Raw genomic sequence first — 26,156 nt, 5'->3', positions numbered from 1 at the left:
ATTGGTATCACGTTTCTTGGTGTGAAAGGAACAGCAAAAAGTGAATTTTCTGTCAACGCAAAGTAGAAGTGGCACCTTTACTGCGAGACAGAAATGTCCTGCCGAAGTTCAGAGGATCTGTTTGACCGCTTCGGTATAAACATCTGAGCGCTCTCTTTTCCCGACAGATACTACAAAGACGACAACCTTTTCATCGATGACCTGATATACCAGTCGATAACCAGACGACCTGAGCTTTATCTTGTAGCAATCAGGCATCCCACGTAGCTTGTTAGCTTCAATGCGTGGAGATTTGAGCACCTCTGCCAGCTTCTTTTTCAGTTGTTCTCTAACCGTCGCGCCAAGTTTATGCCATTCCTTTAATGCACGTTCGTCAAAGTCCAGAAAATACGCCATCAGAGGTCGTCCAGAGTCACGCGAACAGGTCTGGGATTACGAAGGCGCTCTTTCACTATCTCCACAAGTTCGGCATCTTCATCACTCAGGAGTGTCTGTTTGAATGGCAAACGTTCATTGTCAGCGATATATTCAAGCATGAGGCGAAGCGCTTCAGAGGGAGTTACTCCCATTTTTTCCAGTGCAGCGTAAGAACGAGCTTTAAGTTCATCGTCGATACGCAGGTTGATGCTACCCATGTCTCACACCTCTTGTAATTACAAATGTCATTACAAGTATTGCATTACCGTATACCTATAGCAAGCACACAGGAAGACAGGAACGCCAGTCGAATGTCTCAGGGCGTGAAGCGGACATCAGAATGATTATATAGATATCAAAATCTATTGAAGGGCCCTGATGGTGTCATTAACCTGGAATATGAAACATCCTTCTTTTCTTTTAACGATGGATGAATAAATGCTCCTTCATCCACCCTTGTTTTAAGATAAGGCACACACAATAAAGATTTCAGTATATACCCTAAATAATTCAAGTTGCTTGTAGGCGCAGAGTCAATCCTGGCGATGAGCATAGATAAACTATGTGATTCGGCAGGATTGACGAAGGTAACGCCCAAGCAACTTGAAGTATGACGGGTATATTTGCATATATCAGAAATTCTGGTTATCCAATGTTCCGGTAAACCTTACACTCCTGCCAGCACTGTCGGGTCACCACTCCTCCAGACATTATCAACTGTGACCCGGCATATGAACCAGCCGTCTTGTTGCTTTAAAAGTTCAACGTCATAACGATTTTTCATCAGATAGTGGCGTGAGGGATCGGATTCAGGCAAGTGCTGTGCTTCCACAATCGCCTCCAGATATGCTTTATCTCCATCGATAGTTACACGTGGATTCGTCACTGAATGAGTGGTGACAATCAGCTTAAGCGAATTCAGCAATGCATCAGCTATCGTTTCTTTACCCTCCAGGACAGGATATTCAAAACCCGCTTTAGCTCCCGCAGGGCGGAAGTCAGACACCGCATCTTCAGTAAAGGCCCCTTTAATTAACTCCGGGTCTTTGAGATCAATTCCTGCCGCATATCGGTAAAGCGAATCGACGATAGCAAGATTGTTTGCAACATTTTCACTGAGTGATACTGACATAATTTGCTCCTTATGATTGGTGACTCAGATGGTATACTGTGGATACTTGGTGTCAATTAGGCACCTTTTTTCACCCAGGTATACGGAGGTAAACTGTATGTCAGCAGACAACAGGCAGGCGCACAGTCCGGAGTATTCCTCCGGTCATTCATGCGAGGACAAGGCTTCAGGGCGGTTATTACTGGATCAAATAACTGACAAGTGGTCTGTCTCAATCCTTTTCGCTCTGTGTAGCAAGCCATTGCGGTTTAACGAGATAAAGCGGTGCATGGATGGTATTACCCAGAAGTCACTGACTCAATGCTTACGCCGTCTTGAACGAAACGGCATAATTGCCCGTCGCGTCATTCCATCGTCTCAGATTGCAGTTGAATACAGCATTACCCCCCTGGGGCGCACTCTGGAAGCGCCCTTTCAGGCGCTATTTAACTGGACCCTTGAGTACAGTTCTGACGTGACACTTGCTCAGGCTGCGTTTGATGCCAGGACAACCGAATAAAATTCTGGCAGGGGATCTTCACATTTCGCTAATTGCGGGCATGGCTGAGGGAGATTTTTTTCAAATCAGCTGAGGGCGGTAATCCAAACTGTCTTGCATATTCCCGACTGAACTGAGTGTGGCTTTGATAGCCCACCGATAGCGCGACATTCATAATATTTTCGCCCGATGTGGCGAGCTTGAGCCGGGCATGCATCAGGCGAATTTGTTTCTGGTATTGCACAGGGCTTAAGGCCGTTATGGCGCGGAAGTGGCGGTGAAAAGCGGACACGCTAAGCGCTGCCATTTCAGCCAGATCCTCTACACGTATGGCTTGTGTGTAGTTTGTCTTAATCCAGTTGATCACCTTGTAAATCCTTGCAAGGTGGGTTTCAGGCGTTGCTATCTCCCTTAGCATCCATCCAAGGGGGCCCTGCAGTACACGAAAAAGAATTTCCCGTTCATACGCCGGAGCCAGAGCGGCAATTTCATCAGGCTTTCTGACAAGGGACAGCATTCTAATCCATGCATCCAGTAATTCCCGGGTGACTGGCGCTACTGAAAATCCTGAATGATAGAGATAAGCGTCACCAGTGCCGGGAATCTTGTCCAGCAGATCGGCAATAATTTCAGGCTTGGGCGTCAGGCTGACAGCCAGATAAGGTGCATTTGTAACGTTATCAGGGAACACATTTCCTACTGCGGGTAAGTCTACTGACATGACAAAATAAGTAGCTGGATTGTAGTTTAATGTCCTTCCGCCGACAGTCATGCTTTTTGAACCTGTCAGGATCAGATTAATCATAGGCTCATAAACAGCAGAAAGTCTGTGTTCAGGAATTTCTCCCTGCACCATTGCTACCCGGGGAATTCCCGTCTCTGTCCGCTGATTTCCGGCTCCGGATGCCAGTTCTCGTAGTTCGCGTAATTTATTTTCCATCAGAGATTGATAACACGTCTCCGTTATCCACAACAACATAAAAGCAGAATCGGGCAACAATCAAAGAGGATCGCATAAGCCAGCGATAATCCCGGTGCGTAACCTGTGTAGCGTATACTTTCACTTACAGGAGCAATCATGAAACACGTTCTGATTACCGGGGGCAGCAGGGGAATTGGTGCCAGCACAGCGATCGAGTGTGCAAGGCGTGGATTTGGCGTCATTCTGACGTGGAACAACCAGGCTGAATCAGCGCAATCCGTTGTCAAGAGCATCCAAGCCTCCGGTGGTAACGCCATTGCTATGAAGCTGAATGTTGGCGACGTCGGTAGTTTTGATGAGTTCCGAGCTGAGCTTGAGCGGGTGATGAAAGCACAATGGAATACAACAGGTCTTGATGGCCTCGTTAATAACGCCGGTTATGGACTCTTTAACCCTATTGAAGCCGTAACTGAAGAGCAATTTGATGGCCTGATGAATGTGCATCTCAAGGGGCCATTCTTTCTGACACAGAAGCTGCTGCCTCTTCTGCGCAGAGACTCCTGCATTGTCAATATCACAAGCGCTACCACGCGCGTCGCCACCGCTGGTGTCGCGCCTTACGCAGCATTTAAGGGGGGGCTTGAAGTCCTGAGTCGCTACATGGCGAAGGAATTTGGCGAACGCGGGATTAGAGTGAACGCAGTATCACCTGGCCCAATCCGCACAGAACTTGGCGGTGGGCTTAATGACGAATTTGAATCTCTGCTTGCTTCACAAACCGCGCTGGGACGCGTTGGTGAACCTCATGAAGTCGCCCGGGTGATTGCCTCTTTGCTGACGGGCGATGGGGGCTGGATCAATGCGCAGTCAATCGAGGTTGCGGGTGGCTATAACGTCTGATAAAGGAATTTATTTTGCTTGATCATATTTTTATCTCAGTCAGTGACCCTGTACGTTCAATCGCATTTTATGAGCGCGTACTGCCTGTTCTTGGCATCGTAAACCGCCATGACTATGACGGTGCGCAGGGGCCTCACGGACACCCTGACCTCAAAGGATTCGGTGCAAATGGCCGGATATTTTTCTGGCTCAGGCAGGGGACTGTTTGCGCTGATGCTGTCCACGTAGGTTTCATCGCAGAATCGGAGTCCATGGTTAACGCGGCGCATGCTGAAGCTCTTGCTGCTGGTGCAACCGAAATTCACCCACCGGGAGCACAGAAGCATTATGACCCCCGTTATTACGCAGCCCAGGTCAGAGACCCAGACGGATATAGCATTGAGTTTGTCTATAAAAGCTGGCAACACAATCCATAAGCCGTACACGCTTACTAAATGAACTCAGATGCTACACCAGCATAACGGGTGCACTGTTACACAGGATGAATATGAAAACTATGATGATCTATGGCGCTACCGGGTATACAGGAAGCATGATTGTTAAACACGCATTAGATTCGGGCATACCGATGACTATTGCAGGCCGCAGTGAAGATAAACTTGTCGCTATGGCCAGTGAGCTAAACTTACCATACAAAGTCTTCTCTCTTGAAAATCCGTCTGAAATAGATGAGGCGCTGGCAAGTGTTACGGTATTGCTCAACTGCGCAGGGCCTTTTGCATACACTGCCGATGCCCTGATAAACGCAGCGGTACGCAATAAGATTCACTATCTCGATATTGCCGCAGAACAGGACAGTTACAGGCTGGCTGAAGCCTATGAAGAGGATGCGAGCGCTGCAGGCGTTATGCTGCTACCGGGGTGTGGAGGATCGGTAGCAATGCTGGGGTGCCTCGCAGTACATGCCGCAGAACGGGTAAAGTATCCTATAAGCATTTCTCTGGCACTGAACGTGGCCGGATCAATGTCACGGGGCTCAGCTGTGAGCGCGATGGAGAATTTATCGCCTGAATGTCTCATAAGGCTCAATGGACAGCTGGTGCCAAAGGACCCCGGCGAACTGAGATCTTTTGATTTTGGCAGTGGTGCACGAGAATGTTTTCCAGTAACCCTGCCGGACCTGGTCACTGTCTGGAAAACAACGGGCATCCCTGACATCTCTACATTTGTACACGTTAGTGGGATTGGGTTTCCACAAGGGGATTTATCTACATTACCCGATGGCCCTTCAGCAAAAGAGCGTGAAAGCAGTCGTTACCAGGCTGTTGCCGAAATAGTAGACGCTGAAGGAAAGACAGTACAAATGCTGCTAGACACGGTTAATGGATACAGTTTTACTGCGATAGCCGCAGCGGAGGCAGCGCGAAGAGTGCTGGCGGGAGATGCAAAGCCTGGTTTCCAGACGCCCGCAGACTTATTTGGGAAACATTTCGCGGAAACCATCGCAGATACACGTATCACTCAGCTGTAAGCCTTGTGTCCTAAATGATTTGAGGGGCCAATGAATGTTGGCCTATTGAAAATGTCCTGTCTGGGGACATTACCGCATAGTCTTAACAAAAGTGAATTTTTTCTTGGCAGGGGAACAATAAGAATGCGATTTATGGGAACAGATGTTTAAGTTTGCGGTGTCATGTTAAGCGGAGCTGCCGTGGAAAACCATCATGCAGCAGGTTTTCGTGGGAACATATCGGCCAGACAGGAAAGGAGCCCAATACTGGCAGCCACTGTATAGCGCAGATGTAGCAGTGAGCATGAATACACCGCTAAGCATGGACATCGGCAGATAAGAAGCGACGCCACTAAAATCAATCACGCCGACAAAACGGGTCTCAGTAACGGAACTCACTGCGACAATGATTCACACCTAATCTGCAGCATACATGAATGTAATGACTTTATTGAAATTCCATTTCTTATCTAATTTCATGAATGAATGAATGAATGAATGAAATTATTAATTTGCGTATAAATTAATAACGCGATATCAAATGGATTCATAGTTCACAGAAATTATCATCTTCTTCGTAATAAAAGCAAGGTTGTTTCAGAAGGAATCTACTTAAAAATAAAATATAAGACTTAAGTGGGAAGTATATTAACAGGCTTTTATGTCATAAAGGTTATCGTAAAAGGTAATGCTTATGTTATCTATTTATACCCGTCATACTTCAAGTTGCTTGGGCGTTACCTTCGTCAATCCTGCCGAATCACATAGTTTATCTATGCTCATCGCCAGGATTGACTCTGCGCCTACAAGCAACTTGAATTATTTAGGGTATATATTGATGGTAATCATTAATTGAGTATTATTTTTGTTATGAAGTAGTATCAATAAAAGTGAACTTGCTTGTCTTGCTTGTGTTTTTATAAAACGCTTTTTTCGGGGTTAAGTGTTGTATTTAAGCATAATGTCTCTTATCAAAAATTATTTTTTAATATCTAATTTAGTCGGTTGATTAACGTGTTTTTTTAAAAGGATTATTTATGTCAAGGAAAGTTTTTATTGGATGTTTGTTGTCTTCGTTTGTCATTGTTAATGCTAATGCCAGTACAAATAATCACTCTTTTTCTCTGGGGTATTCAGAGGGTAAGGTCAAGGATTTTAAAAGTATTAGTGGCATGAACGCCCAGTATCGCTATGAGTGGAATTCTCCCGTCAGTTTTATGAGTTCATTTACCTATATGAAAAACAATGACTCCAGAAAAAGAAATTATCCTGTCTGTAATAAACAAATAGATTTAAAATATTACACTCTGCTGGCAGGCCCTGCATATCGTGTTAATGATTATGTGAGTTTCTATGCTCTGGCAGGGGTGGCGTATACAAAAATTCAGTATACAGAGGCCCGTTTTCATTTTTTAGATAAGAGCGAACATAATGCGACTTCGGTTGCTTATGGCGCGGGTGTTGTTATCAATCCGATGCAGAACCTCTCTGTGAATATCGGCTATGAGAGAACGAATTCTAAGTCTGATGACCACATATCACTTAATGGCGTAAATATAGGGGCGGGTTTCCGCTTTTGAGTCAGTTTATGTTTTGTTAACGCGTTATTCACGGTATTTTTCTGATAGCTGTATTCTGATTATCTGAAGCGCGCTCATCAGGATAACCCCATCCACAGGATGGGGTTATCTATACCCGTCATACTTCAAGTTGCCTGGGGTTACCTGCGTCCAGCCCGCGAATCACAGAGTTTACCTGTGCTCATCGACGGGCTGAACTGGGAGCCTGCAAGCAACTCGAATTATTTTGGGTATATACCTGATATTATTGCGAGTTTTTAGCGTAACTTTCGCCGTTTATCCAAAGGTGGCTCTCTTCCCAGGTAAATAGCCATTTACGTACTGGACCTGCCATGACATTCAGATAATAACTGTCATAGCCCGCGATGGTCGCGACGGGATGATAGCCTTTCGGGACTTTGACGACGTCTTTGTCATAGACCGCCATACACTCATCCAGCGAGCGATCGTCGGTATAAACTCGCTGCATGCAAAAGCCCTGAGGCGGATTTAAGCGGTGGTAATAGGTCTCTTCGAGACGGGTTTCCTCAGGTGGATTATCGGTATCGTGTTTGTGGCTGGGATAAGAGCTGGTACAGCCTTCATTGGTATACACTTCAACCACCAGCAAGCTATCAGCGGGTTTATCTTCCGGCAGAATATTATGGACATAACGCTGGTTGTGTCCTTTACCTCGAGCTTCGGCATCAATATCCTGCGGAGCAATCAGCCGGGTGGGGTAAGTGCCTTGACCGGGAGCGGCACAGACCGCAAGCTCCAGTTGGGTCAGAGCCTCTACCTCAATGCTCTCACCTGAAGTGACATATACCGCCCAAGGCTTAAGCCGTTCAAAGGGGCTCATTCGCTCACCAATGTTCAGGAAACTTGCCGAAGGAGTATCAATCGTTGCACGCCCGGCAACCAGTACCAGGCAGCGCTCTTCAGCCACTGCCGGTAATGATAACTTCTGGCCTGCATTTAACTGATAGACGTCAAAGCCCACATAACCCCATCCTGCATTTTCAGGCGTGACGGACTGAGTGCGTCCTTGGCTATTGGGTGGCTGCCAGCGTGAAAGTAACTCGGACATTGTTCCCCCTTAAATTAACCCGGCATTACGCGCCAGATTACTCAGATTATTGTAGCCGAGGCGAGCATAGGTCAGCGGATGGGCAATCGCCGGATCCTGCTCAGCTTCTACCACTAACCAACCTTGATAGCCGTGCTGTTTGAGTAATGCCATGATGGGAGGGTAGTCGACGCAACCGTCTCCCGGGACGGTGAACACGCCACTTAACACCGCATCAAGGAAACTTGTCTTACGGTTTTTCACCTCAGCCAGTACTTCTGCACGTATATCCTTACAGTGAACATGGTTGATGCGAGAAATCCAGCGCTGTGCCACTACAAGGGGATCTGCACCGGCAAAAGTGAGATGACCGGTATCCAGAAGGAGTCCGACTTCAGGGCCGGTATGGGTCATCAAGTTATCGACATCCTGGGCGCTTTCAATCACGGTTCCCATATGGTGATGATAAGCAATTTGCACCCCCTGTTGCTGTGTATAGCGGGCAAAGGCAGTCAGCTTTTCGCCATATTCCTGCCAGCGTTCTGCCGGAAAGCGCGGACGCAGATGAACGGGGGTTTGTTGATCCCCGTGAATGCAGTCGGAGACTTCGGCAAATACCAGCACTTTGGAACCGAGTTCGCGCAACAGCGTCAGGTGTGGCTGCACTGCTTCAATTTCTTCTTCCACACTGCGCTCCAGCAAGCGACCGGAATACCATCCTGAAACCAGTTTCAAATCATGCCGGGTGAGAATAGGGCCGAGCTCCGCTGCGGTACGCGGGAATTTATTACCCAGTTCAAACCCTTCAAATCCTGCTTCTTTTCCTTCGCTAAGGCAGGTTTCGAGCGGTGTATCGGAACCGAGTGAAGGTAAGTCGTCATTGGTCCATGTCAGTGGATTAATACCTAAGTGTACGGTCATGATGTTTTCCTTAATATGTAGTCTGGCCGCGCTCACGCCATAGAGCAATCAGCTGCAAATAGTTATCGCGAATACGTTTCACCAGTTCGGCATCGTCAATCTCACGCTTCAGCCAAGCCTGCGATGGTTCACCAAAAAGGGTGCGGCCGACGGCAAATCCTTTAACAATTGGATAATTTGCAGCGGTATTAAATCCGTCGCGTAATACAGAGACAGGTGCATCGAGACCGAGGATGACAACACCGCGACAGTGAGGATCGCGTTTTTCAATCAGGGCGCTGAGTGCCTTCCAGCCAGCATCACCCAGTGGGGGTAATTTCCACCAGTCGGGATAAATACCGATGTTGTAGAAGCGGGAAATAGCGCGTAAATACAGGTCGTCATTACGCGGCATATCTGCAGGTAAAATCACCTCTAATAACAGTTCATGCCCTGACTGACAGCAAGCCTGATAAACCTCAGCAATTTTTTGTTCTTGCTCAAGACGTAAACTATGAGCATCTTCGGGGTGGAAGAACACCAGACATTTAACGATGTGTTCCTGTGGCCAGCTGATCAATTGTGAGCCGATATTGCCATGTTCCATTTCTAACGGACGTGAACCGGGTAGTTCTATCGGACGACCAATCCACCAGCCTTCGCCGGTAATTGCATTCAGCGCATCCTGACCAAAGGTCCCGTCACACAATAAGCCCGCTTTCCCTTCCAGGTCGGCATGCTGTGCCGCTTCCCGGCTGGCTTGCAGGATCAGCTGCTTCAGCGCTGGGATACGGCGTAAGTCGGCACCGCTTTGTAAGGCCATTTCGGCTAACTGGCTACGGTGGTCAAATGCCATTACACAGAGTTCCGGCCACTGTCGGCGGCGAGAAATTACACGATGAAGATGATTTAAATGGCTGTCGAGATCAGGGCGTGGGACGGACTCTTCACGCGCCAAATAGTCATCAAGTTCGATTTTGCCAGGCATAGCCGGCGCGCAACCGTGGCGGGATACCACCAGGGCACCGCAAGCATTGGCATAACGACAGGCCTGAACCCAACCTTCATCATTAATATAACCACGCAGTAAACCGGACATAAAAGCATCTCCGGCACCCAGTACATTGAGTACTTCGACCCGAACACCGGCAACATTAATCCCGCCGTCCAGCGAGTCGGGGATCGGCCCGGTAAAGACTGAGCACCCTTGTGCTCCGCGCTTACAGACCAGCGTTGCTCCAGTGACTTCACGTACTTGCTTGAGCGCTTGCAGGGTATCGGTCGTTCCCCCGGCAATATGAAACTCTTCTTCAGTACCGACAACGACATCAAATAAATGCAGTACTGACTGTAATTGTTGGGTTACTTGTTCGGCAGCAATAAAACGTGTTTCACCGTCCCCCAGCGCTGTCAGACCCCAGAGAACGGGACGATAGTCGATATCCAGAGCCGTACGTACCTCATTACGGCGCGCATATTTCAGCGCGGTAAGTACCGCATCACGGGTGCGTGGGTGGGAAAGATGGGTACCGGTGATAGCAAGGCAGCGGGCAGAGGCAATATATTCTTCAGTGAAGTCTTCTGCGGTAATCGCCATATCGGCGCAGTTTTCGCGGAAAAATATTAACGGAAAGGTATCGCGGTCTTTAATACCGAGTAACACCAGGGCTGTGAGCCGCTCAGTATCGGTTATCAGATGACTGGTATCACAACCCACCTGAGTCAACTCTTCACGCAGAAAACGCCCCATATGTTCGTCGCCTACGCGCGCCAGCATGGACGATTTTAATCCCAGGCGTGCAGTACCATAGGCTACGTTACCTGATGAACCGCCAAGATAGCGGGAAAAACTGGTGGCATCTTCGAGCCGGGCACCAATCTGCTGACTATAAAGATCGACCGCCACGCGTCCCATGCAAATGAGATCCAATTGTTTTTGTTTCATTCTTGGTCCTTAGACAATGTCAGATACTTTCACCCAGCGGCCGTCCTGATGAGACAGGGCGATAGCATCGAGAATACGTGAAACTTTCCAGCCTTCTTCAAAGTCAGGCCATAACGGCGCGTCACCCGCAATGCCATCAATAAGATCGCGTATCTCGACGGTTTTTTGATCGTTAAAACCAATCCCGTGGCCTGCTCCCATACAGAACGCGCCATATTCAGGATGAGCAGGGCCTACCAGTAAGGTACGGAATCCCTGACGCCCTTCCGGATCCTCTTGCAGATACAGCTTCAGCTCTGCCATGCGTTCCTGAGTAAAGGTGATAGCACCTTTGGTGCCGGTAATGGTCCACGTCAGACCCATTTTGCGGCCGCTGGCAACTCGCGAGGTCTCAATAATGCCTTGCGCACCTCCGGCAAAACGCACCATTGCATGTGCCTGATCTTCGTTTTCAACGGCAACCATTTCGTGGCTACCGGCATATGCCGGGCGCTCGGGAACGACAATTTTTAAATCGCCACATACCTGCTCAATATCGCCCACCAAGTATTGCGCCATATTGACGATATGCGCGGCCAAATCACCCAAGGCACCTAGCCCGGCGGTTTCTTTAAAGCAGTGCCAGTGAATCGGTACCCGCGGGTCGGCCATATAGTCTTCGTTATGTGTACCGTAAAAATGGATAATTTCGCCGATTTCCCCCCTTTCGATGATCTGCTTTGCCAGCTTGGCGGTGGGATTTTTCATATAGTTGAAACCCACCAAGGTTTTCACGCCAGCCTTACGTGCGGCATCCACCATCTGTTTTGCGTCACGGGCATTAAGCGCCAGAGGTTTTTCAGAATAGACATGTTTCCCGTGACGAATCGCCTCCAGTGCCATCTCTTTATGGAGGTGGTTAGGGGAGCAAATATCGACCACATCAATATTGGGATCGGCGACCAGCTCACGCCAGTCGCTGGTGGCCCGATTGAAACCAAACGCCGCAGCGCGTTTTTCAGCAAGCTCCGGTGTCACTTCTGCCACCATTTCACGTACCAGCTGACCTTGCAGTTCAAACACCGTTGGTGCCTGGGCATAAGCAATCGCATGGGCTTTGCCAATATATCCTGTACCAATCAGACCAATTCTTACTTGTTTCATAAATGCTCCTGAACTAAATTGCGCCGCGACGGCTCTTGGCATAGGTATCAAAGGCAACCGCCAGCACGATAATCAGGCCGGTAATAATCTGCTGGTAATAAGCAGAGACGTTCATCAGTACCAGGCCGTTAATTAAGATGCCCATAATGATCGCGCCGATAATCGTTCCGCTAATGCGGCCATAGCCGCCCATCAGTGAAGTTCCGCCAATAACGACTGAGGCAATAACGCGTAATTCGAAGGAGATCCCGGCGACGGCTTCAGCACTTCCCAGACGAGCACTCAGCACAAATCCCGCCAGTCCAGCCAGACAGCCAATCACCACATAAACGCTAACCAGTACACGTCTGACATTGACCCCGGCCAGTCTTGCAGCCTCAGGGTTACCGCCAATGGCATAGACAAAGCGTCCCCAGCGCGTTTTATGCAGTGCCAGATAACCGATAATCGAGACGAAGGCGAAGATCCAAATAGGAATGGAGATCCCGAGCATTTCCCCGCGTCCCCACCAGCGGTAACCGGCATCAAAACCTGCGATTGGCGCACCATCGTTAATCACCAGCGTCAGCCCGCGCCAGATAGTCATACCGCCTAAGGTGACAATAAAAGGCGGTAGGCGCAGGCGAGTAACGCCGAGTCCTTGCACCAGACCTATCAGCGTACCCATAGCCAGACAGATCCCCATTGCTAACAGCCAGCTCATCCCGCCCCAGGCATCGGGATCGACGGTGGTAAAGTTGTCGCCTTTAATCACATAAGCGGCGGTCATGGCACAGAGCGCAAGAATCGATCCGACGGAGAGATCGATACCGGCAGTCAAAATAACGAAGGTCATACCGATAGCGATGATCCCGTAGATCGACACCTCGGTAAGAATGTTTAATATATTGCGTTCGCTCAGGAAGTTACTGTTCTGTGTCTGGAAAAAAACCAGCAGCAGGATCATAAAAATCAGTACCCCAAAGCGCTCAAAAAAGCCGATAAAGTCGATACGCGATACGCGCTTTTGCTCAGCTTGTGTTTTAGAAATCATCTGCGTCATGGGTTCTCCCGTTATGCGGCATTTAACGCACTGTGGTTAATCGCCATCATTGTCATCAGGCGTTCTTCATTGGCCTCATCACCGTGTAATTCTCCGGTGATGTGTCCTTCACTCAGGGTGATTATTCTGTCGGATACGGCCAGTATTTCTGGTAAATCAGAGGAGATGACGATAACGGCCACCCCTTGGCTTGCCATATCAAAGAGCACCTGATGGACTTCAGATTTTGTACCAACGTCGATACCCCGGGTCGGTTCATCGACAATTAAGACCCTTGGATTGAGCGCCATGCAGCGCGCCAGAATCACTTTTTGCTGGTTACCGCCGGAGAGCTTGCGCACTTCCTGTTCTGGATTCACCATTTTGATTTGCAGCGCCTGGCGATAAGCGGCAATCAGAGCATCTTCTTTGTGGGGACTGACGAAATAACGCCAGGTCAGTAATGATGAAAGACTGGAGAGAGACATATTGTCGCGAATCGATAACCCCAGTACGGCACCCTCTTTTTTGCGATCTTCTGGTACCAGAGCAATGCCCTGATCCAAAGCATGCATTGGATCCCGAGGCTGATAAGGTTTACCGTCGAGTTCAAAGCTACCGCTGGTAAATTTATCCGCGCCAAACAGGCAGCGTGCAATTTCTGTGCGGCCTGCACCGACCAGGCCTGCGATTCCTAGCACTTCTCCGGCATGAACATGAAAACTGACATCTTTCAGAGCAATACCATGTGGATCGAGTGGCGGTTTCTCGCGGCTTAATCCTTTGATCGATAAACGTATTGGTTTATCCTGGTGATGCGTCAGGCTAGCGTCCCGGCGGTTAAACACCACGTTACGGCCGACCATCAGACGGATAATTTCCTCAACATTGGTCCCTGCAACATCGCCAGAACCGGTATAACGCCCATCCTGAAATACCGTAAAACGATCGCAAAGCTGGAAAACCTCATGCAGGCGGTGGGTCACGTAAATGATACTGACGCCACGCCCCTTCAGCTCACGAACAACACGATGCAAACTTTCAACTTCGCTATCACTGAGTGCCGCAGAAGGTTCATCCATAATGATGAGTCTGGCATTCAGCGTTAGCGCACGGGCAATTTCGACCATCTGCTGCTGAGCGACACTTAAGCGTGCAACAGCAGTTGTTGGAGCAATATTCAGCTGCAAATAATCCAGAATAACCTGCGCTTCGTTATTGACCGCTTTGGCATCAACAATCAGGTTATGGCGGCGGGGTTCACGACCGAGGAACATGTTTTCTGCCACCGTCATATTCGGTAACAGGTTAAATTCCTGGTAAATAGTAATGATGCCTTTATTCTGGCGTTCTACTGGCGAATCATCCGGCTTGAGCGTCTCACCATTGAACCAAATTTCACCATGAGTCTGGGGCTGTGCACCGGCCAACGCTTTTAACAATGTCGATTTTCCGGCACCGTTTTCACCCAGCAGGGCGTGGATCTCTCCTGCACCGACGCGAAGATTGGCGTCACTGAGTGCCCAGACACCGGAGAAACTTTTTGCGAGCTGGGTAACTTTTAATAAGGGCTGCGACATCAGTAGGCTCCTTGTAACGCCCGTCGTTAAACGGGCGTATAACCTTCGAACTTCAAATAACTCGAATGATGGAGGACATATAAAATAGGTTTATTTACTGGTTTCGCTGATACGTTCTGCTTTATCGAGGTTATCCTGGGTTATCAGGGTAGGGGCGTAGTCCGCTCCGGTTATCGCCTTTTTATCGCGGATGTTATCGACCAACTGAGTCATTGCCGTGGTCACGGCATAGCCCGGACGCTGATCGGCGGTGACGGCAAGCCAGCCGTCTTTTACTCTCTCAAGGGCTTCTGGTACCGCATCAAAACCGGTGACGAGGATCTCACCTGGTTTCATGCCTTGTGACTGCAGTGCTTCAATGGCACCTAGTGCCATATCATCATTTGCGGCCAGGATAATCTGCGGTTTCTCAGGCAAGGATGGCAGCACGCTTTCTACGATGCGCATGCCTTCAGATCGCATCCAGTTACCGGTCTGATCGACGACGATATTGTATTTTTTACCGCCTTCATTCAGACGATCGCGGATCCCTTTGGTCCGCTCGATGTTGGAGGAGGAACCTGGCTGACCGGTAAGCAGAACGATTTCAGCTCCCTCAGGGAACTTCTCAATCACGAAGCTCGCGATTGCCTGGCCGCCCTTGTAGTTATTGGCACCAAAATGTGGCACCGGTTTTTCGCTAATAACGGAACGATCCAGCGTCACTACCGGTAAATTTGCGTCCTGGATTTCAGCGACGGCACTTGAAACAGCGTTAATATCATTAGGAGAGACGATAAATCCCTGAGCACCACGCGTGATGGCATTTTCCAGATCGGCTGCTTGTTTCGGTGAGCTACCCTGGCTATCAAGAACCTGAAGTTTTACCCCCATCTCTTTGGCAGCGTTAACGGCAGTACGCTGCATATGAACTTCAAACGGCATGGCGAGATTTGGGGTACTGAAAACAATTTGTTCGTTTGCAGCTAATGCAGGAGCGGTGGTTAATGCGATAAGGGCGGCAAGAATGAGTTTTTTCATTATTATATCTCTTCTGTTTGTAGGGTTTTATTGAAGGTTATAATGTTATTTCACACCGGCTATGCAGGGACTCCAGTGCTTTGTCGGCCAGGTACAGGGCACGCTCACCATCTTCGCCGCTGCATTCTGGTTTAGTTTCACCACGCAGAACCTCAACAAAATGCTGCCATTCTGCGGCATAGGCTTCTTTATAACGTTGCAGGAAAAAGTGTTCTGGTAATGCGCTGCGACAACCTGTGGCGCTGAGGTGCTGTACTTGGTTTTCCAGAATATTTCCGGCAGACAGCAGACCGTTAGCGCCATGTAATTCAAGGCGTTGGTCGTAGCCATAGGCTGAACGGCGACTGTTTACAATGGTTGCCAGCGCACCAGAGCGATATTTCAGGACAATGAACGCCGTATCGATATCACCGGCTTCGCCGATAGCGGGATCGACCAGATTACTTCCCTGAGCGTAAATAGAGACGGGTTCTTCACCCATAATGAAACGGGCCATATCAAAATCATGGATCGTCATATCACGAAACATGCCGCCAGAAACTCGGACGTATTCAACCGGTGGTGGGGAAGGGTCGCGTGAGATAATCAACAGGGATTCAGGTTTGCCGATACGGCCTTCGAGAACCTCTGTTTTGACACGACGAAACTGTGGGTCAAAACGACGATTAAAACCAATAAACAGCGGAACGTTATTTGCTCTTACCACTGTAAGACATTCACGAACACGGGCGAGGTCAAGGTGTACGGGTTTTTCACAGAAAATGGCTTTGCCATGGCGGGCGGCGAGTTCAATTAAGTTTGCATGGGTATCGGTTGCTGAGGCAATGAGTACAGCATGTACGTTAGTATCAGCCATTACCTCGTCTACGCTTTGTACCTGTATTTTATACTGGGCTGCAATACGGGCGGCATTTTCTTCATTCGGATCAACAACTGACCACAGATTTGTCTCTTTGTGGGCGGCAATATTTGCTGCGTGGATCTGGCCAATGCGACCGGCACCCAATAAAGCAATGTTAAACATAGCGGCTCCCGAAATGGATATTGCGTTAATCTTTTTTACCGGAGGAACCCGGCACCTTGGGCAATTCAAAATCGACACCTAAAATAAAACATTTATTTCATTTTAATGCAGATTGAAAGTTTCATTTTTGTGTGTGGGTTAACATTTTGTTCTTTTAATGGGTTCTTTCTGTAACCAAAATCACAGTATTGACTGAGCAGATAAAATTGCAGAAGGCAGAATTGAGCGATTTAGCGAAAATACACAGCTGGCAGGGAATGAAGCCCAATAAGATGAAATAAATATTCCGCCTGGTTTACAGGCGGAATCGGGGGAGGGATTAATACTGACGGGCGCGTTTGAGCATGGCCTGAGTATTTTCAAAAGCCAGGGTTACCGCAGAAGACTGTGCAGTCCCGGCATCACCGGTTCGCCACCAGGCTTCGTAATCATGTGTCATGGTCTTCGGCAGGACTTTAATATCCAGCAGAGTTGGGCCATCTGCTAATTTAGCGGCCTCCAGAGCAGCAAGCAGACTTTGCTCATCGTGAACGCGAAAAGCACAGCAGCCATAGCTCTCAGCATTTTTAGCAAAATCCACCTTCACCAGCGGTCCGTCGAGCTTGCCGGTTACCGGATTTCGCTGGCGATTCTCGGTTGCCAGACTGCTGATACCGTGTCCCATCTGGAGATTATTAATACAACCAAATCCTGCATTATCAAACAGTAAAACGGTTATTTTTATTCCCTCCTGCACGGCGGTTTGCAGCTCAGAATGGAGCATCATATAAGACCCGTCCCCTACCATGGCATAGGCCGGTTGGTTGGGCTTCGCCAGTTTAGCGCCCACTGTCGCGGCTATTTCGTAGCCCATACAGGAGTAACCATATTCCAGATGATAGCTATCGGGTGTTTTCACCTGCCATAGTCGCTGTAAATCACCCGGCAGTGAGCCTGCAGCGCCGACAACAATCGCGTTGTCTTCAATATGCTGATTGATAAGCCCCAGTACGCGGGTTTGTGTCAGTGAAGTACCAAGAGCCTGGCTGTACTCTTGCAAGACTTCATCAAGATGCCCGGCGACTTCAGGCGGATCTCCGGGTTGCCAGTGGCGCGTCCATAATCGCTGACATTCGCTATGCCAGGCCGCTTTGGCCTGGACAATATCGTCACCCCATTGCGAGCGATAGTTAATGTCACTGAGCTCTGAAGCTAACCGCTCAAGTCCTGCACGGGCATCGGCGACCAGCGGCATCGCGTCGAGTTTCATGGCATCAAACTCTGCCACGTTCAGCATCAGAAACTCTGCGTCGGGTGCAAAAAGTGACTTTGAGCCGGTAGTAAAATCGGTTAAACGAGTTCCGACACCAATAATTAAGTCTGCCTTGGGGGCCAGCAGATTGGCGGCAAGTCCTCCAGTGACACCCAGACCACCAAGGTTTAGCGAGTGCTCACTTACCAGCGCACCTTTCCCCGCTTGTGTTTCAGCGAAAGGAAGCCGTGCTGTTTCAACGAATCTCTGAAAAGCGTCATGAGCGCCTGAATAACGCACCCCTCCACCACAAATCACTAAGGGGCGACGTTTGCTTTTAATCAGTGCCAGTGCGCTTTGTAGCCGGGTTTCATCAGGTGGACGGCGCTCAATATGATGTACGCGACGCGCAAAGAAGCTGGCCGGGTAATCCCATACTTCACCTTGTACATCCTGCGGCAGGCAGATAGTCACCGCCCCAGTGTCTGCTGGGTTAGTTAGTACTCGCATGGCACTTAACATCGCGCTCATCAGCTGCTCAGGCCGATTAAGACGATCCCAGTAACGTGATACCGGACGAAAGCAATCATTGGTACTGATGCTTAAGTCATGGTACTGCTCAATCTGTTGTAGTACCGGGTCCGGCTGACGGCTGGCATAGATATCCCCCGGTAATAGCAGCAACGGAATACGGTTAGCCGTGGCGGTTGCTGCTGCCGTAATCATATTGGCAGCACCAGGGCCTACTGACGAGGTTACCGCGTAGATACGCCGACGCAGATGTTGTTTCGCAAACCCGGTAGCAATATGCGCCATGCCTTGTTCGCTACATCCCTGGTAAACTTTCAAGTGGCCGGGAGCTTCTTCCAGCGCCTGACCGATACCTAAAACATTACCGTGGCCAAAAATGGTCATCACGCCTTCGACAAACGGCTGTTCTTCACCTTCCACATCAATATATTGTTGATTAAGAAATCTGACCAGAGCCTGTGCCATGGTTAAACGTAGTGTTGTCATTATTCCCCCAATCAGCCTAGTGTCGGCATGGAAAATGCGGCACCTTGCTGGTGGTTGCTTTCCGGCCAACGGGCAGTAATGGTTTTCATTCGGGTATAGAAGCGTACGCCATCATTACCATGGACATTCAGTGGTCCGAAGATGGAACGTTTCCAGCCTCCAAAACTGTGGAAGGCCATAGGGACAGGAATCGGTACGTTAACGCCAACCATGCCGACCTGAACCTCTTCACAGAAACGTCTTGCGGTGCCACCATCGCGGGTGAAAATGGCCGTCCCATTACCGTATTCGTGCTGGTTAATCAGATTCAGCGCACTTTGATAATCGGCTACGCGTACGACACTCAGTACCGGACCAAAGATCTCCTCTTTATAAATCGTCATCTCCGGCGTGACATGGTCAAACAGCGTGGGCCCGACAAAATAACCTTCTTCATTATCTGCCAGTTTTAGTCCGCGACCATCAACACGCAGCGTTGCGCCCTGGGCTTCGCCACTATCAATGTAACCCAGTACTTTGGCACGATGTGCGCTGCTTATCAGAGGCCCCATTTCATTTTCTGGCTGGTGACCGAGGCCTGGGCCAACCCGTAAAGTGGCCATCTGTTGCTCCAACTGAGAACAGAGAGTATCGGCGGTGCTGTCACCAACGGCAACCACAACGGATAACGCCATACAACGTTCTCCTGCAGCACCAAAAGCGGCCCCCATAATGGCATTCGTTGCCATCGCCATATCCGCATCGGGCATCAGAATACAGTGATTTTTTGCTCCACCCAGCGCCTGGCAACGTTTACCCTGAGCTGATGCGGTATTGTAGATATATTCGGCAATCGGTGTTGAGCCAACAAAACTCACCGCCTGTACACGTGGGTCAGTCAGCAGAACATCAACTGCTTCTTTATCTCCTTGCACCACATTAAAGACGCCATCGGGGAGCCCCGCCTCTTTCAGTAACTGGGCCAGTTTTACCGCCAGGGAAGGATCTTTTTCCGAGGGTTTAAGTACGAAGGTATTTCCGGTTGCAAGGGCAATAGGGAACATCCACATTGGCACCATAGCCGGAAAGTTAAAGGGGGTGATCCCGACACAAACTCCCAGTGGTTGCATCAGAGAGTGACTGTCAACGCCAGTGCCGACGTTCGCGGAATGCTCGCCTTTTTGCAGATGTGGAATACCGCAGGCGAACTCGACGACCTCCAGGCCGCGGGTTAACTCACCGACTGCATCAGAGTAGACTTTGCCATGCTCTTCACTAATCAGTTTTGCCAGGCTATCCATATGCTGTTCAAGCAAACTTTTAAAGCGGAATAAGACACGGGCACGTTTGAGCGGAGACTGGCGGGACCAGTCGGGGAAAGCCTGCTGCGCGGCAGCAATCGCTTGTTCTGTCTGTTGTACCGTACTCATGGCAATCTGACGGATCTGCTTCCCGGTGGCTGGATTGAAGATTGCCTGAACGCGCTGACTGTCACCCGTGATACATTTGCCGTGAATAAAATTCGCTACCGTCTCCATATCTACCCTCTCGCTGTTAAATAGATGTCCTGAACACTGTATATGAAACAAACATTTCATTTCAGCTTGAAATAAAATAAAAATTGATTATTGTGATCAAGAATCAATTTTGATGTTTGTGCAATAGATAACCGACAAGGATTGATCGTAGCCTGGTGTCAGCAGGTGATGGGAACCGACCTGGGAATGGAAGTATTTATGTGGAAGGTAATAACGGTACATCTGTTTCATTTTCCGTTTGACTGAGTTTAAATACCCGGTAGCACACTTTTTAGGGGGAATAATATTGACCACTGCGACGAACTTAAGTGAACTGCAACAGCAGATCCGTTACCGCTATGATGACCTGAGCAAACGGCTGCAGCAGGTGTCACGCTATGTACTGGATAATACCAATAGCGTGGCCTTTGATACCGTCGCGATAATTGCTGAACGTGCGGGGGTTCCACCTTCAACCCTGATCCGCTTTGCTAATGCTTTTAATTTCAGTGGATTCAATGAAATGAAACAATTATTTCGTATGAATCTGGTGGAGGAAACAGCAAGTTATACTGACCGGGCGCGGCTATTCCGTGAGATGGAAAGTGAAGAAATACCAGAAACACCCTTTGATATTCTGCAAGAGTTTGCCCGTTCTAATGGTCTTGCTTTACAGCAGCTGGCAGCCCGCACTAAACCAGAAATGCTGGAGCAGGCGGTAGAACTGCTGGCTCAAGCCGAAACGATTTATGTTGTTGGTTTACGGCGCTCTTTTAGTGTTGCTGCCTATCTGAGTTATGCCCTGAGCCATCTCGAATGTCGCCCGGTATTACTTGATGGAATGGGGGGAATGTTTCGCGAGCAAGTCAGTCGTATTACCGAACGAGATATTTTAGTGTCGATTAGTTTTTCGCCTTATGCTGAAGAAACGGTGATGATCAGTGAAATTGCTGCTAATGCGGGTGCTAAGCAAATCGTCATAACCGACAGCCAAATTAGTCCGCTTGCAGTTCTCAGCGATCTATGTTTTGTGGTTAAAGAGGCTCAGGTCGATGCCTTTCGCTCTCAGTCAGCCACGCTGTGCCTGGTGCAGTCACTGATGATTGCGCTGGCGTATTTCCAGGGGAATCGAAAAACTGATTAGCGCTACTGCAAATTTCTGCAATATTTTGAGTTGGTTGAATATTGCTATAGAGAAGACAGTCGAATCGCAGGGTTTGTCTGTGCTTATCGACTGCCTTCTCTTTGCGTCTAGAAGTGACTCTAATTATTTAGGGTTTTTAATTAAGCAAAGTCCATGCTGATTCCCATGCGAAACCAATACCCGGTTCATACTGATTTGCACTACTAGACCATTGGGAACAAAAACCGCTATTAGGGAAAGGTTGACACTCATATATCTTTTTATCTTTGGGCTGATAATCTATCGTACCTGCAGTATAGAATCTGATATTATCTGGGAATATATAGTTATCGTGATTTTCCTTATTTAACACTGGGACGTTAATGCCTTGTATTAATACCTTTGGAAATTTACCTGCTATTACTTTCATTCTGGCTTTATCTTCTTGTATATTATCTTTTTTATTAATAATGAATTTTTATTGTGTTTCCTTTCTGTGATGCATAATAGAATCGATCGCTTCAGTGAAGGTTAAACTGATGTGCGACTAAAAACGAGTTGAGGCAGAGCAGGGGAAATGAATGGAAGAAAAATCTGCATCTGAAACCCCATTTTTTGATGGCATCAGGGGATCTCACGTTGTTCCAGTGTCCTATTGGACAGGCTGTAGGCACTGTCATGATCTGTTTTTCAAACAAAAGATGATTTCGATGAAGCGGTTTTAAACTGTAATAAAACTTGTGTCTTACATTGGTTTAAGGTCATCTTAGGGCTTTATGGTATTTTTACACTACAATGAGAAAGGTAGGCTATGCTGGATTTTTTGAAAAATTATACAGATTTAACAACCAGTGAAAAAAAAGCGCTAAAATACATTGTTGATCATATCGCTGATATTCCCTTTTTAAATATCAATGAGTTAGTTGATAAAGCCTTTGTCTCAAAGACCGTTATTGTAAATTTATCTCAAAAATTAGGCTTTAACGGGTATAAAGAGCTTAAATTTAAGATTAATGAGCATATCTTAGCCGAAAACAAAGATAAAAACCAAAATCTCCCTTCGTTTAAAAAACAACTGGAAAGAAATATCAGCAAAAGTTTCACTTTGATCAATGAAGAGCAAATTTATGATTGTGCTAAGTCATTGCGTCATGCAAAGAATATTTTTATCGTCAGCCGAGGAACCAGTAAAGCAGTTGGCTACTATCTTGAACACTTATTGTTTTCATTAGGATTACATTGCTTTTTTATTAATGATTATAATTTATCTGATTCATTCACTCGCTTAGTCAGTAGCGAAGATACAGTGGTATTCATTTCACTTTCTGGTAGAACAAAGAAAATAATAGAAACTGCAAGAGCCGTTCAATTAAAAGAGGCTAATATTATTAGCATGACAGCATTTAATTCTAACGAACTGACAACTTATGCTGATAATAATCTTTTTTGTTTTGCTGATAATCACGACACAAAAAAAGATGATACTAAATCCAGAGTGGGTTTTTTTATTTTAGTTGATTTGCTTGTGTATGAGTTAGAACAATTAATGTAATTAATATTATGAATTACATTAATCAATTCACTTTAAAATGTCCTGGGTCATAATTTATGACCTCAGTTAATATTTAAAACCGCAGAATCATTTGCTAAAAAACTATTAATGCTAGTATGACAACAATTTAAACATTCATTGTCATCGGGGTCGTATATATGGCTAAGAGAAAGTTTAGTGATTCAATTCAGCGGTTTGGGAGAACATTGCTTCTTCCTATCGGTGTTCTGGCCCCCATTGGTATGATTCTTGGTATCAGTGGGGCTTTGGTGCAATCCTACATGATTGCTCGATTCCCTTTCCTGGGAAACGAAACAGTCAATGAGCTATTAGTCAGTATTCGTTCCATTGCTGGTGTCATCTTTGACAACATTCCGTTGCTGTTTGCAATGGGGGTTGCTTATGGCATGAGTCAGAGAGATAAGGGCATCGCGGTTTTTGCCTCGGTGGTTGGATACTTAACCTTGATAATTACCATCAATGTCTGGCTGATATTGAATGGGAAGCTGGCTGATGCTGCGGTTATGACCCAAGTGGGGCAAATCAAAGTGTTAGGCATCCAAACCATGAATATCAGTGCTGCTGGAGGGATTATTACGGGATTGATTGCCGCCTGGGCTACCGATAAATTTTATAATCTTGAGCTACCTACCGCGTTTGCTTTCTTTGCCGGGAAAAAGTCTGTCTCCATTATCATGATAGGTCTCATGATGGTGGTTGGCGCCTTTTTACCCTTTATCTGGGAAATTTTAGTTCTTGGTTTAATGAAACTCTCCGCGGTGATCCTGAGTCCGGTGGGGCCATTCTTTACTGCCGGGGGAGAACGGTTGTTTATCCCCTTTGGATTACACCATGTCTGGAACGTCCTGTTCAGATTTACTGAGGCAGGTGGTTCTTATGTGATTGATGGCGAAACCTTTGTTGGTGTTGTTCCTGCTATGACAGAAGTCTTGTTTAAGCAAGGACCCAACAGTGAATACTGGTCAATGATGCCAAGCCTGACGCGTTTTATGGCCCAGCAACAAATGCTGGTTACACTCTTCCTGTTCCCTGCTATTGCTCTGGCGATTTATAGAACGTCAAGAAAAGAGAATCGTGCTGAAGTGAAATCGATGCTCGTGACGATGGTATTAACCGCAATGCTCGGTAATGTTACTGAACCGCTGGAATTCACCTTTGTCTTTATTGCACCGCTGTTATATCTCATCTATGCCATGATCGTCGGTATTGGTGCGGTGTTACTCTCTTTGGCCGGTGTGGCAATAGGGTATATCCGAGGCACCATTTTTGATTTCACCATTTTTGGCCTGCTCTATGAACATACCAATTGGATTTTCTTGGTTCTCATTGGTGGCTGTTTAGCCGTAGTCACTTACTTTATCTTCTACTTCGCTATCGTGAAATTTGATATCAAAACACCAGGAAGAGAAGAGTCCGCTAATATTAAAAGTACATTAATCAAAGAAAAACGCTACGGAGAAGCCGCCGCTATTCTTGTTGAGGCTTTAGGTGGAAAACAAAATATTCGTAACGTCGATAACTGTATTACTCGGCTTCGTATTGATATCGCCGAGACAGATAAAATAGACAAAGATTTAATATTGAAGTCAGGTTGTTCAGCATTTTTATTCCCTACGGAAAACCATATTCATGTGGTTTATGGACCTAAGGTTGAATTCGTTCGTAATGCTGTTGATGACGCAATGAAGAAATAAAAAAGGGATAGATTATGAGAGCTTTATATGATTCAAAGAGTAAAACAATCGACGACCGTGGTATCAAAGCTTTGCTGTCTAATGAAGCAAAGTATTCAACCTGGTTAATGTTCGAATCCATGTTAGCTCAAGCACAGGCTGAACTCGGTTTTATTCCTCAGTCAGCTGCTGATGAAATAAAAGAAAAAGCCATCATAGAGAATATTGATTTTGAGGAAATGAACCGTATCTATCAAAAGATTGGTCACGGGTTTGTTCCCTTTCTAAAAGTGTTAGTGAATGCCTGTTCGGAAGAGAGCGGCAAATATGTGCACTATGGTATTACGACTCAGAATATTCAGCAAAGTTCACAGCTGTATATGATAAAAACAGTGCATCATAAATTTATGTTGCTGTTGAGTGAAATCATTGAAAATCTGTCAAATTTAGCCGACAAAACCAAAAAAATGGTGATGCCGGGCAGAACTCATGGCAGACATGCGATTCCCATCACTTATGGCTACAAAGTTTCAGTATGGATCAGCGATTTCATCGACTGCTATCAGCGTATGAAAGAGTGTGAAAAACGGGTATTTACCATCATGATGGGTGGCGCCGTGGGGGCCTTTAACTCAATGCCTGGTGTAGGGATGGCGGTACAAAAAAGGGTTGCGGAGCTTACCGGCATGGAAGCGATGGAAGTCCCCTCGAGGAACTTGAGCACCCATAAATTAGAATATATTTCTAATCTGGCACTGATGGCGAATATTTGTCATAAAATTGGTGAAGAGGTTTACAGCACCACTTTGGAAGAGATCGCTGAGGTTTCCGAAGGATTCACCAAGGGTACCGTGGGTAGTAGTACCATGCCGCATAAAATTAATCCTAAATTAGCCAAAGGTATTATCGCCAATTCGCAGAAACTTTATTCTTTACCCAGTGTGGGGATGTACTCTGCGGTCCGACCTTATGAAGGGGACAGTAGTTCATATATGTTATTTGATGGATTACTCGAAGAGGCTCTGGAGTTAACTACTGAGATCCTGTTAAGGACAGAAGAACTGTCCAGAACTCTTGTTCCTCATGAACAGCGAATGCTACATAATGTATTAAGAAATAAAGGATTGGATAATACTGAATACGTTATGATGAAAATGGCCGAAAAACTGGGTAAAGATAAAGCACATTCACTGCTGTATGATGAAGCGATTAAAACAGCAGCCGATGGTGAGGATTTTTACAGCAATTTGATTAAAAATGAGGTTATTTCTGCAGCGTTTACCGAGGATGAAATTAAACACATGCTGGATCCCAGAGCCTATATTGGTCTCTCGGTTGAAATAGCAGAAAAAGAGTCACTGCGTGGTTTTGCTATCGCGAAAGAGATTAAACAGCGTTATCAGTAAATTGTCACAAAGGGAGTTATCTTTCCGGGGATAGCTCTCTTTAAATAAGTATCCCAGTGTATTTAAGTTAGATTTAT

Annotated in this window: 24 protein-coding genes; 9 read left to right on the top strand and 15 right to left on the bottom strand. The window is 47.1% G+C overall.

The genetic code is table 11. The annotated features are described in order from the left end of the window. Nucleotides 1–108: 108 nt before the first annotated feature. The 3 genes from Q1A40_RS17800 to Q1A40_RS17790 form a co-directional block, all read right to left on the bottom strand. On the bottom strand, nucleotides 109–396 hold the full coding sequence (locus Q1A40_RS17800; protein ID WP_300002787.1) for a type II toxin-antitoxin system RelE/ParE family toxin: 288 nt from the start codon (nucleotides 394–396) through the stop codon (nucleotides 109–111). Then, nucleotides 396–635 carry a type II toxin-antitoxin system antitoxin RelB gene (gene relB, locus Q1A40_RS17795; protein ID WP_159466353.1) on the bottom strand — a complete coding sequence of 80 codons (240 nt, stop codon included), beginning with the start codon at nucleotides 633–635 and terminating at the stop codon, nucleotides 396–398. The genes Q1A40_RS17800 and relB overlap by 1 nt, the downstream gene beginning before the upstream one ends. 449 nt (nucleotides 636–1,084) lie before the next feature. After that, nucleotides 1,085–1,549: a nuclear transport factor 2 family protein gene (locus Q1A40_RS17790; protein ID WP_300002781.1), complete on the bottom strand. Its 465-nt coding sequence runs from the start codon at nucleotides 1,547–1,549 to the stop codon at nucleotides 1,085–1,087. Nucleotides 1,550–1,577: 28 nt separating this feature from the next. On the opposite strand from Q1A40_RS17790, the gene Q1A40_RS17785 reads away from it, so the two are divergent. Further along, nucleotides 1,578–2,048 carry a helix-turn-helix domain-containing protein gene (locus Q1A40_RS17785; protein ID WP_300002778.1) on the top strand — a complete coding sequence of 157 codons (471 nt, stop codon included), beginning with the start codon at nucleotides 1,578–1,580 and terminating at the stop codon, nucleotides 2,046–2,048. Nucleotides 2,049–2,076: 28 nt separating this feature from the next. Here the strand turns inward: Q1A40_RS17785 and Q1A40_RS17780 are convergent, their stop codons facing one another. After that, nucleotides 2,077–2,967 (bottom strand): AraC family transcriptional regulator, encoded by an 891-nt coding sequence (locus Q1A40_RS17780; protein WP_300002776.1) that lies wholly within the window; start codon nucleotides 2,965–2,967, stop codon nucleotides 2,077–2,079. 138 nt (nucleotides 2,968–3,105) lie between these two features. Between Q1A40_RS17780 and Q1A40_RS17775 the strand changes: the two genes are divergently transcribed. The 4 genes from Q1A40_RS17775 (at nucleotide 3,106) to Q1A40_RS17760 (ending at nucleotide 6,879) form a co-directional block, all read left to right on the top strand. Further along, on the top strand, nucleotides 3,106–3,849 hold the full coding sequence (locus Q1A40_RS17775) for an SDR family oxidoreductase (RefSeq protein WP_300002773.1): 744 nt from the start codon (nucleotides 3,106–3,108) through the stop codon (nucleotides 3,847–3,849). A gap of 14 nt (nucleotides 3,850–3,863) precedes the next feature. Further along, nucleotides 3,864–4,265 (top strand): VOC family protein, encoded by a 402-nt coding sequence (locus Q1A40_RS17770; RefSeq protein WP_243079532.1) that lies wholly within the window; start codon nucleotides 3,864–3,866, stop codon nucleotides 4,263–4,265. A 71-nt stretch (nucleotides 4,266–4,336) separates the two neighbouring features. Further along, on the top strand, nucleotides 4,337–5,320 hold the full coding sequence (locus Q1A40_RS17765; RefSeq protein ID WP_300002768.1) for a trans-acting enoyl reductase family protein: 984 nt from the start codon (nucleotides 4,337–4,339) through the stop codon (nucleotides 5,318–5,320). Nucleotides 5,321–6,336: 1,016 nt separating this feature from the next. After that, nucleotides 6,337–6,879: an Ail/Lom family outer membrane beta-barrel protein gene (locus Q1A40_RS17760; RefSeq protein ID WP_300002765.1), complete on the top strand. Its 543-nt coding sequence runs from the start codon at nucleotides 6,337–6,339 to the stop codon at nucleotides 6,877–6,879. A 244-nt stretch (nucleotides 6,880–7,123) separates the two neighbouring features. On the opposite strand, the gene iolB is transcribed toward Q1A40_RS17760, so the two are convergent. The 10 genes from iolB to Q1A40_RS17710 all read right to left on the bottom strand — a co-directional run bounded on the left by iolB (nucleotide 7,124) and on the right by Q1A40_RS17710 (nucleotide 20,325). After that, nucleotides 7,124–7,948, bottom strand: a complete 825-nt coding sequence (iolB, locus tag Q1A40_RS17755) for a 5-deoxy-glucuronate isomerase (RefSeq protein WP_300002762.1) — start codon at nucleotides 7,946–7,948, stop codon at nucleotides 7,124–7,126. Nucleotides 7,949–7,957: 9 nt separating this feature from the next. Next, nucleotides 7,958–8,848 (bottom strand): myo-inosose-2 dehydratase, encoded by an 891-nt coding sequence (gene iolE / locus Q1A40_RS17750; RefSeq protein WP_300002760.1) that lies wholly within the window; start codon nucleotides 8,846–8,848, stop codon nucleotides 7,958–7,960. A 10-nt stretch (nucleotides 8,849–8,858) separates the two neighbouring features. Further along, on the bottom strand, nucleotides 8,859–10,772 hold the full coding sequence (iolC, locus tag Q1A40_RS17745; protein WP_300002758.1) for a 5-dehydro-2-deoxygluconokinase: 1,914 nt from the start codon (nucleotides 10,770–10,772) through the stop codon (nucleotides 8,859–8,861). Between the two features lie 9 nt (nucleotides 10,773–10,781). After that, the gene (locus Q1A40_RS17740; RefSeq protein ID WP_300002755.1) at nucleotides 10,782–11,915 is read right to left on the bottom strand and encodes a Gfo/Idh/MocA family oxidoreductase; all 1,134 of its coding nucleotides are present in this window, start codon (nucleotides 11,913–11,915) and stop codon (nucleotides 10,782–10,784) included. Between the two features lie 13 nt (nucleotides 11,916–11,928). After that, a complete protein-coding gene (locus Q1A40_RS17735; RefSeq protein WP_300002752.1) occupies nucleotides 11,929–12,957 on the bottom strand; it encodes an ABC transporter permease in 1,029 nt (342 codons plus the stop codon). An 11-nt stretch (nucleotides 12,958–12,968) separates the two neighbouring features. After that, nucleotides 12,969–14,516: a sugar ABC transporter ATP-binding protein gene (locus tag Q1A40_RS17730; protein WP_300002749.1), complete on the bottom strand. Its 1,548-nt coding sequence runs from the start codon at nucleotides 14,514–14,516 to the stop codon at nucleotides 12,969–12,971. Nucleotides 14,517–14,606: 90 nt separating this feature from the next. Beyond that, the gene (locus tag Q1A40_RS17725) at nucleotides 14,607–15,536 is read right to left on the bottom strand and encodes a substrate-binding domain-containing protein (RefSeq protein ID WP_300002746.1); all 930 of its coding nucleotides are present in this window, start codon (nucleotides 15,534–15,536) and stop codon (nucleotides 14,607–14,609) included. 37 nt (nucleotides 15,537–15,573) lie between these two features. After that, a complete protein-coding gene (iolG, locus tag Q1A40_RS17720) occupies nucleotides 15,574–16,560 on the bottom strand; it encodes an inositol 2-dehydrogenase (protein WP_300002744.1) in 987 nt (328 codons plus the stop codon). Nucleotides 16,561–16,879: 319 nt separating this feature from the next. Next, entirely contained in the window at nucleotides 16,880–18,808 is a 1,929-nt protein-coding gene (gene iolD, locus Q1A40_RS17715) for a 3D-(3,5/4)-trihydroxycyclohexane-1,2-dione acylhydrolase (decyclizing) (protein WP_300002742.1), read from the bottom strand. Nucleotides 18,809–18,819: 11 nt separating this feature from the next. Continuing rightward, nucleotides 18,820–20,325: a CoA-acylating methylmalonate-semialdehyde dehydrogenase gene (locus Q1A40_RS17710; RefSeq protein WP_300002739.1), complete on the bottom strand. Its 1,506-nt coding sequence runs from the start codon at nucleotides 20,323–20,325 to the stop codon at nucleotides 18,820–18,822. A 286-nt stretch (nucleotides 20,326–20,611) separates the two neighbouring features. Here Q1A40_RS17710 and Q1A40_RS17705 point away from each other — a divergent pair, with 286 nt between their 5' ends. Continuing rightward, nucleotides 20,612–21,448: a MurR/RpiR family transcriptional regulator gene (locus Q1A40_RS17705; protein ID WP_300002736.1), complete on the top strand. Its 837-nt coding sequence runs from the start codon at nucleotides 20,612–20,614 to the stop codon at nucleotides 21,446–21,448. A 136-nt stretch (nucleotides 21,449–21,584) separates the two neighbouring features. Here Q1A40_RS17705 and Q1A40_RS17700 read toward each other — a convergent pair whose 3' ends face one another. Further along, nucleotides 21,585–21,857, bottom strand: a complete 273-nt coding sequence (locus Q1A40_RS17700) for a hypothetical protein (RefSeq protein WP_300002734.1) — start codon at nucleotides 21,855–21,857, stop codon at nucleotides 21,585–21,587. 381 nt (nucleotides 21,858–22,238) lie between these two features. Here Q1A40_RS17700 and Q1A40_RS17695 point away from each other — a divergent pair, with 381 nt between their 5' ends. The 3 genes from Q1A40_RS17695 to Q1A40_RS17685 all read left to right on the top strand — a co-directional run bounded on the left by Q1A40_RS17695 (nucleotide 22,239) and on the right by Q1A40_RS17685 (nucleotide 26,079). Then, on the top strand, nucleotides 22,239–22,979 hold the full coding sequence (locus Q1A40_RS17695; RefSeq protein WP_300002731.1) for a MurR/RpiR family transcriptional regulator: 741 nt from the start codon (nucleotides 22,239–22,241) through the stop codon (nucleotides 22,977–22,979). A 158-nt stretch (nucleotides 22,980–23,137) separates the two neighbouring features. Next, a complete protein-coding gene (locus tag Q1A40_RS17690; protein WP_300002728.1) occupies nucleotides 23,138–24,694 on the top strand; it encodes a PTS transporter subunit EIIC in 1,557 nt (518 codons plus the stop codon). A 14-nt stretch (nucleotides 24,695–24,708) separates the two neighbouring features. Continuing rightward, a complete protein-coding gene (locus Q1A40_RS17685; protein ID WP_300002725.1) occupies nucleotides 24,709–26,079 on the top strand; it encodes an adenylosuccinate lyase family protein in 1,371 nt (456 codons plus the stop codon). Nucleotides 26,080–26,156: the final 77 nt, after the last annotated feature.

The organism is uncultured Cedecea sp., from assembly GCF_947498825.1.
Lineage (GTDB): Bacteria > Pseudomonadota > Gammaproteobacteria > Enterobacterales > Enterobacteriaceae > JGM124.
Note: the sequence above shows the minus strand (reverse complement) of the source record. Positions and strands in the feature narration are given on the sequence as shown.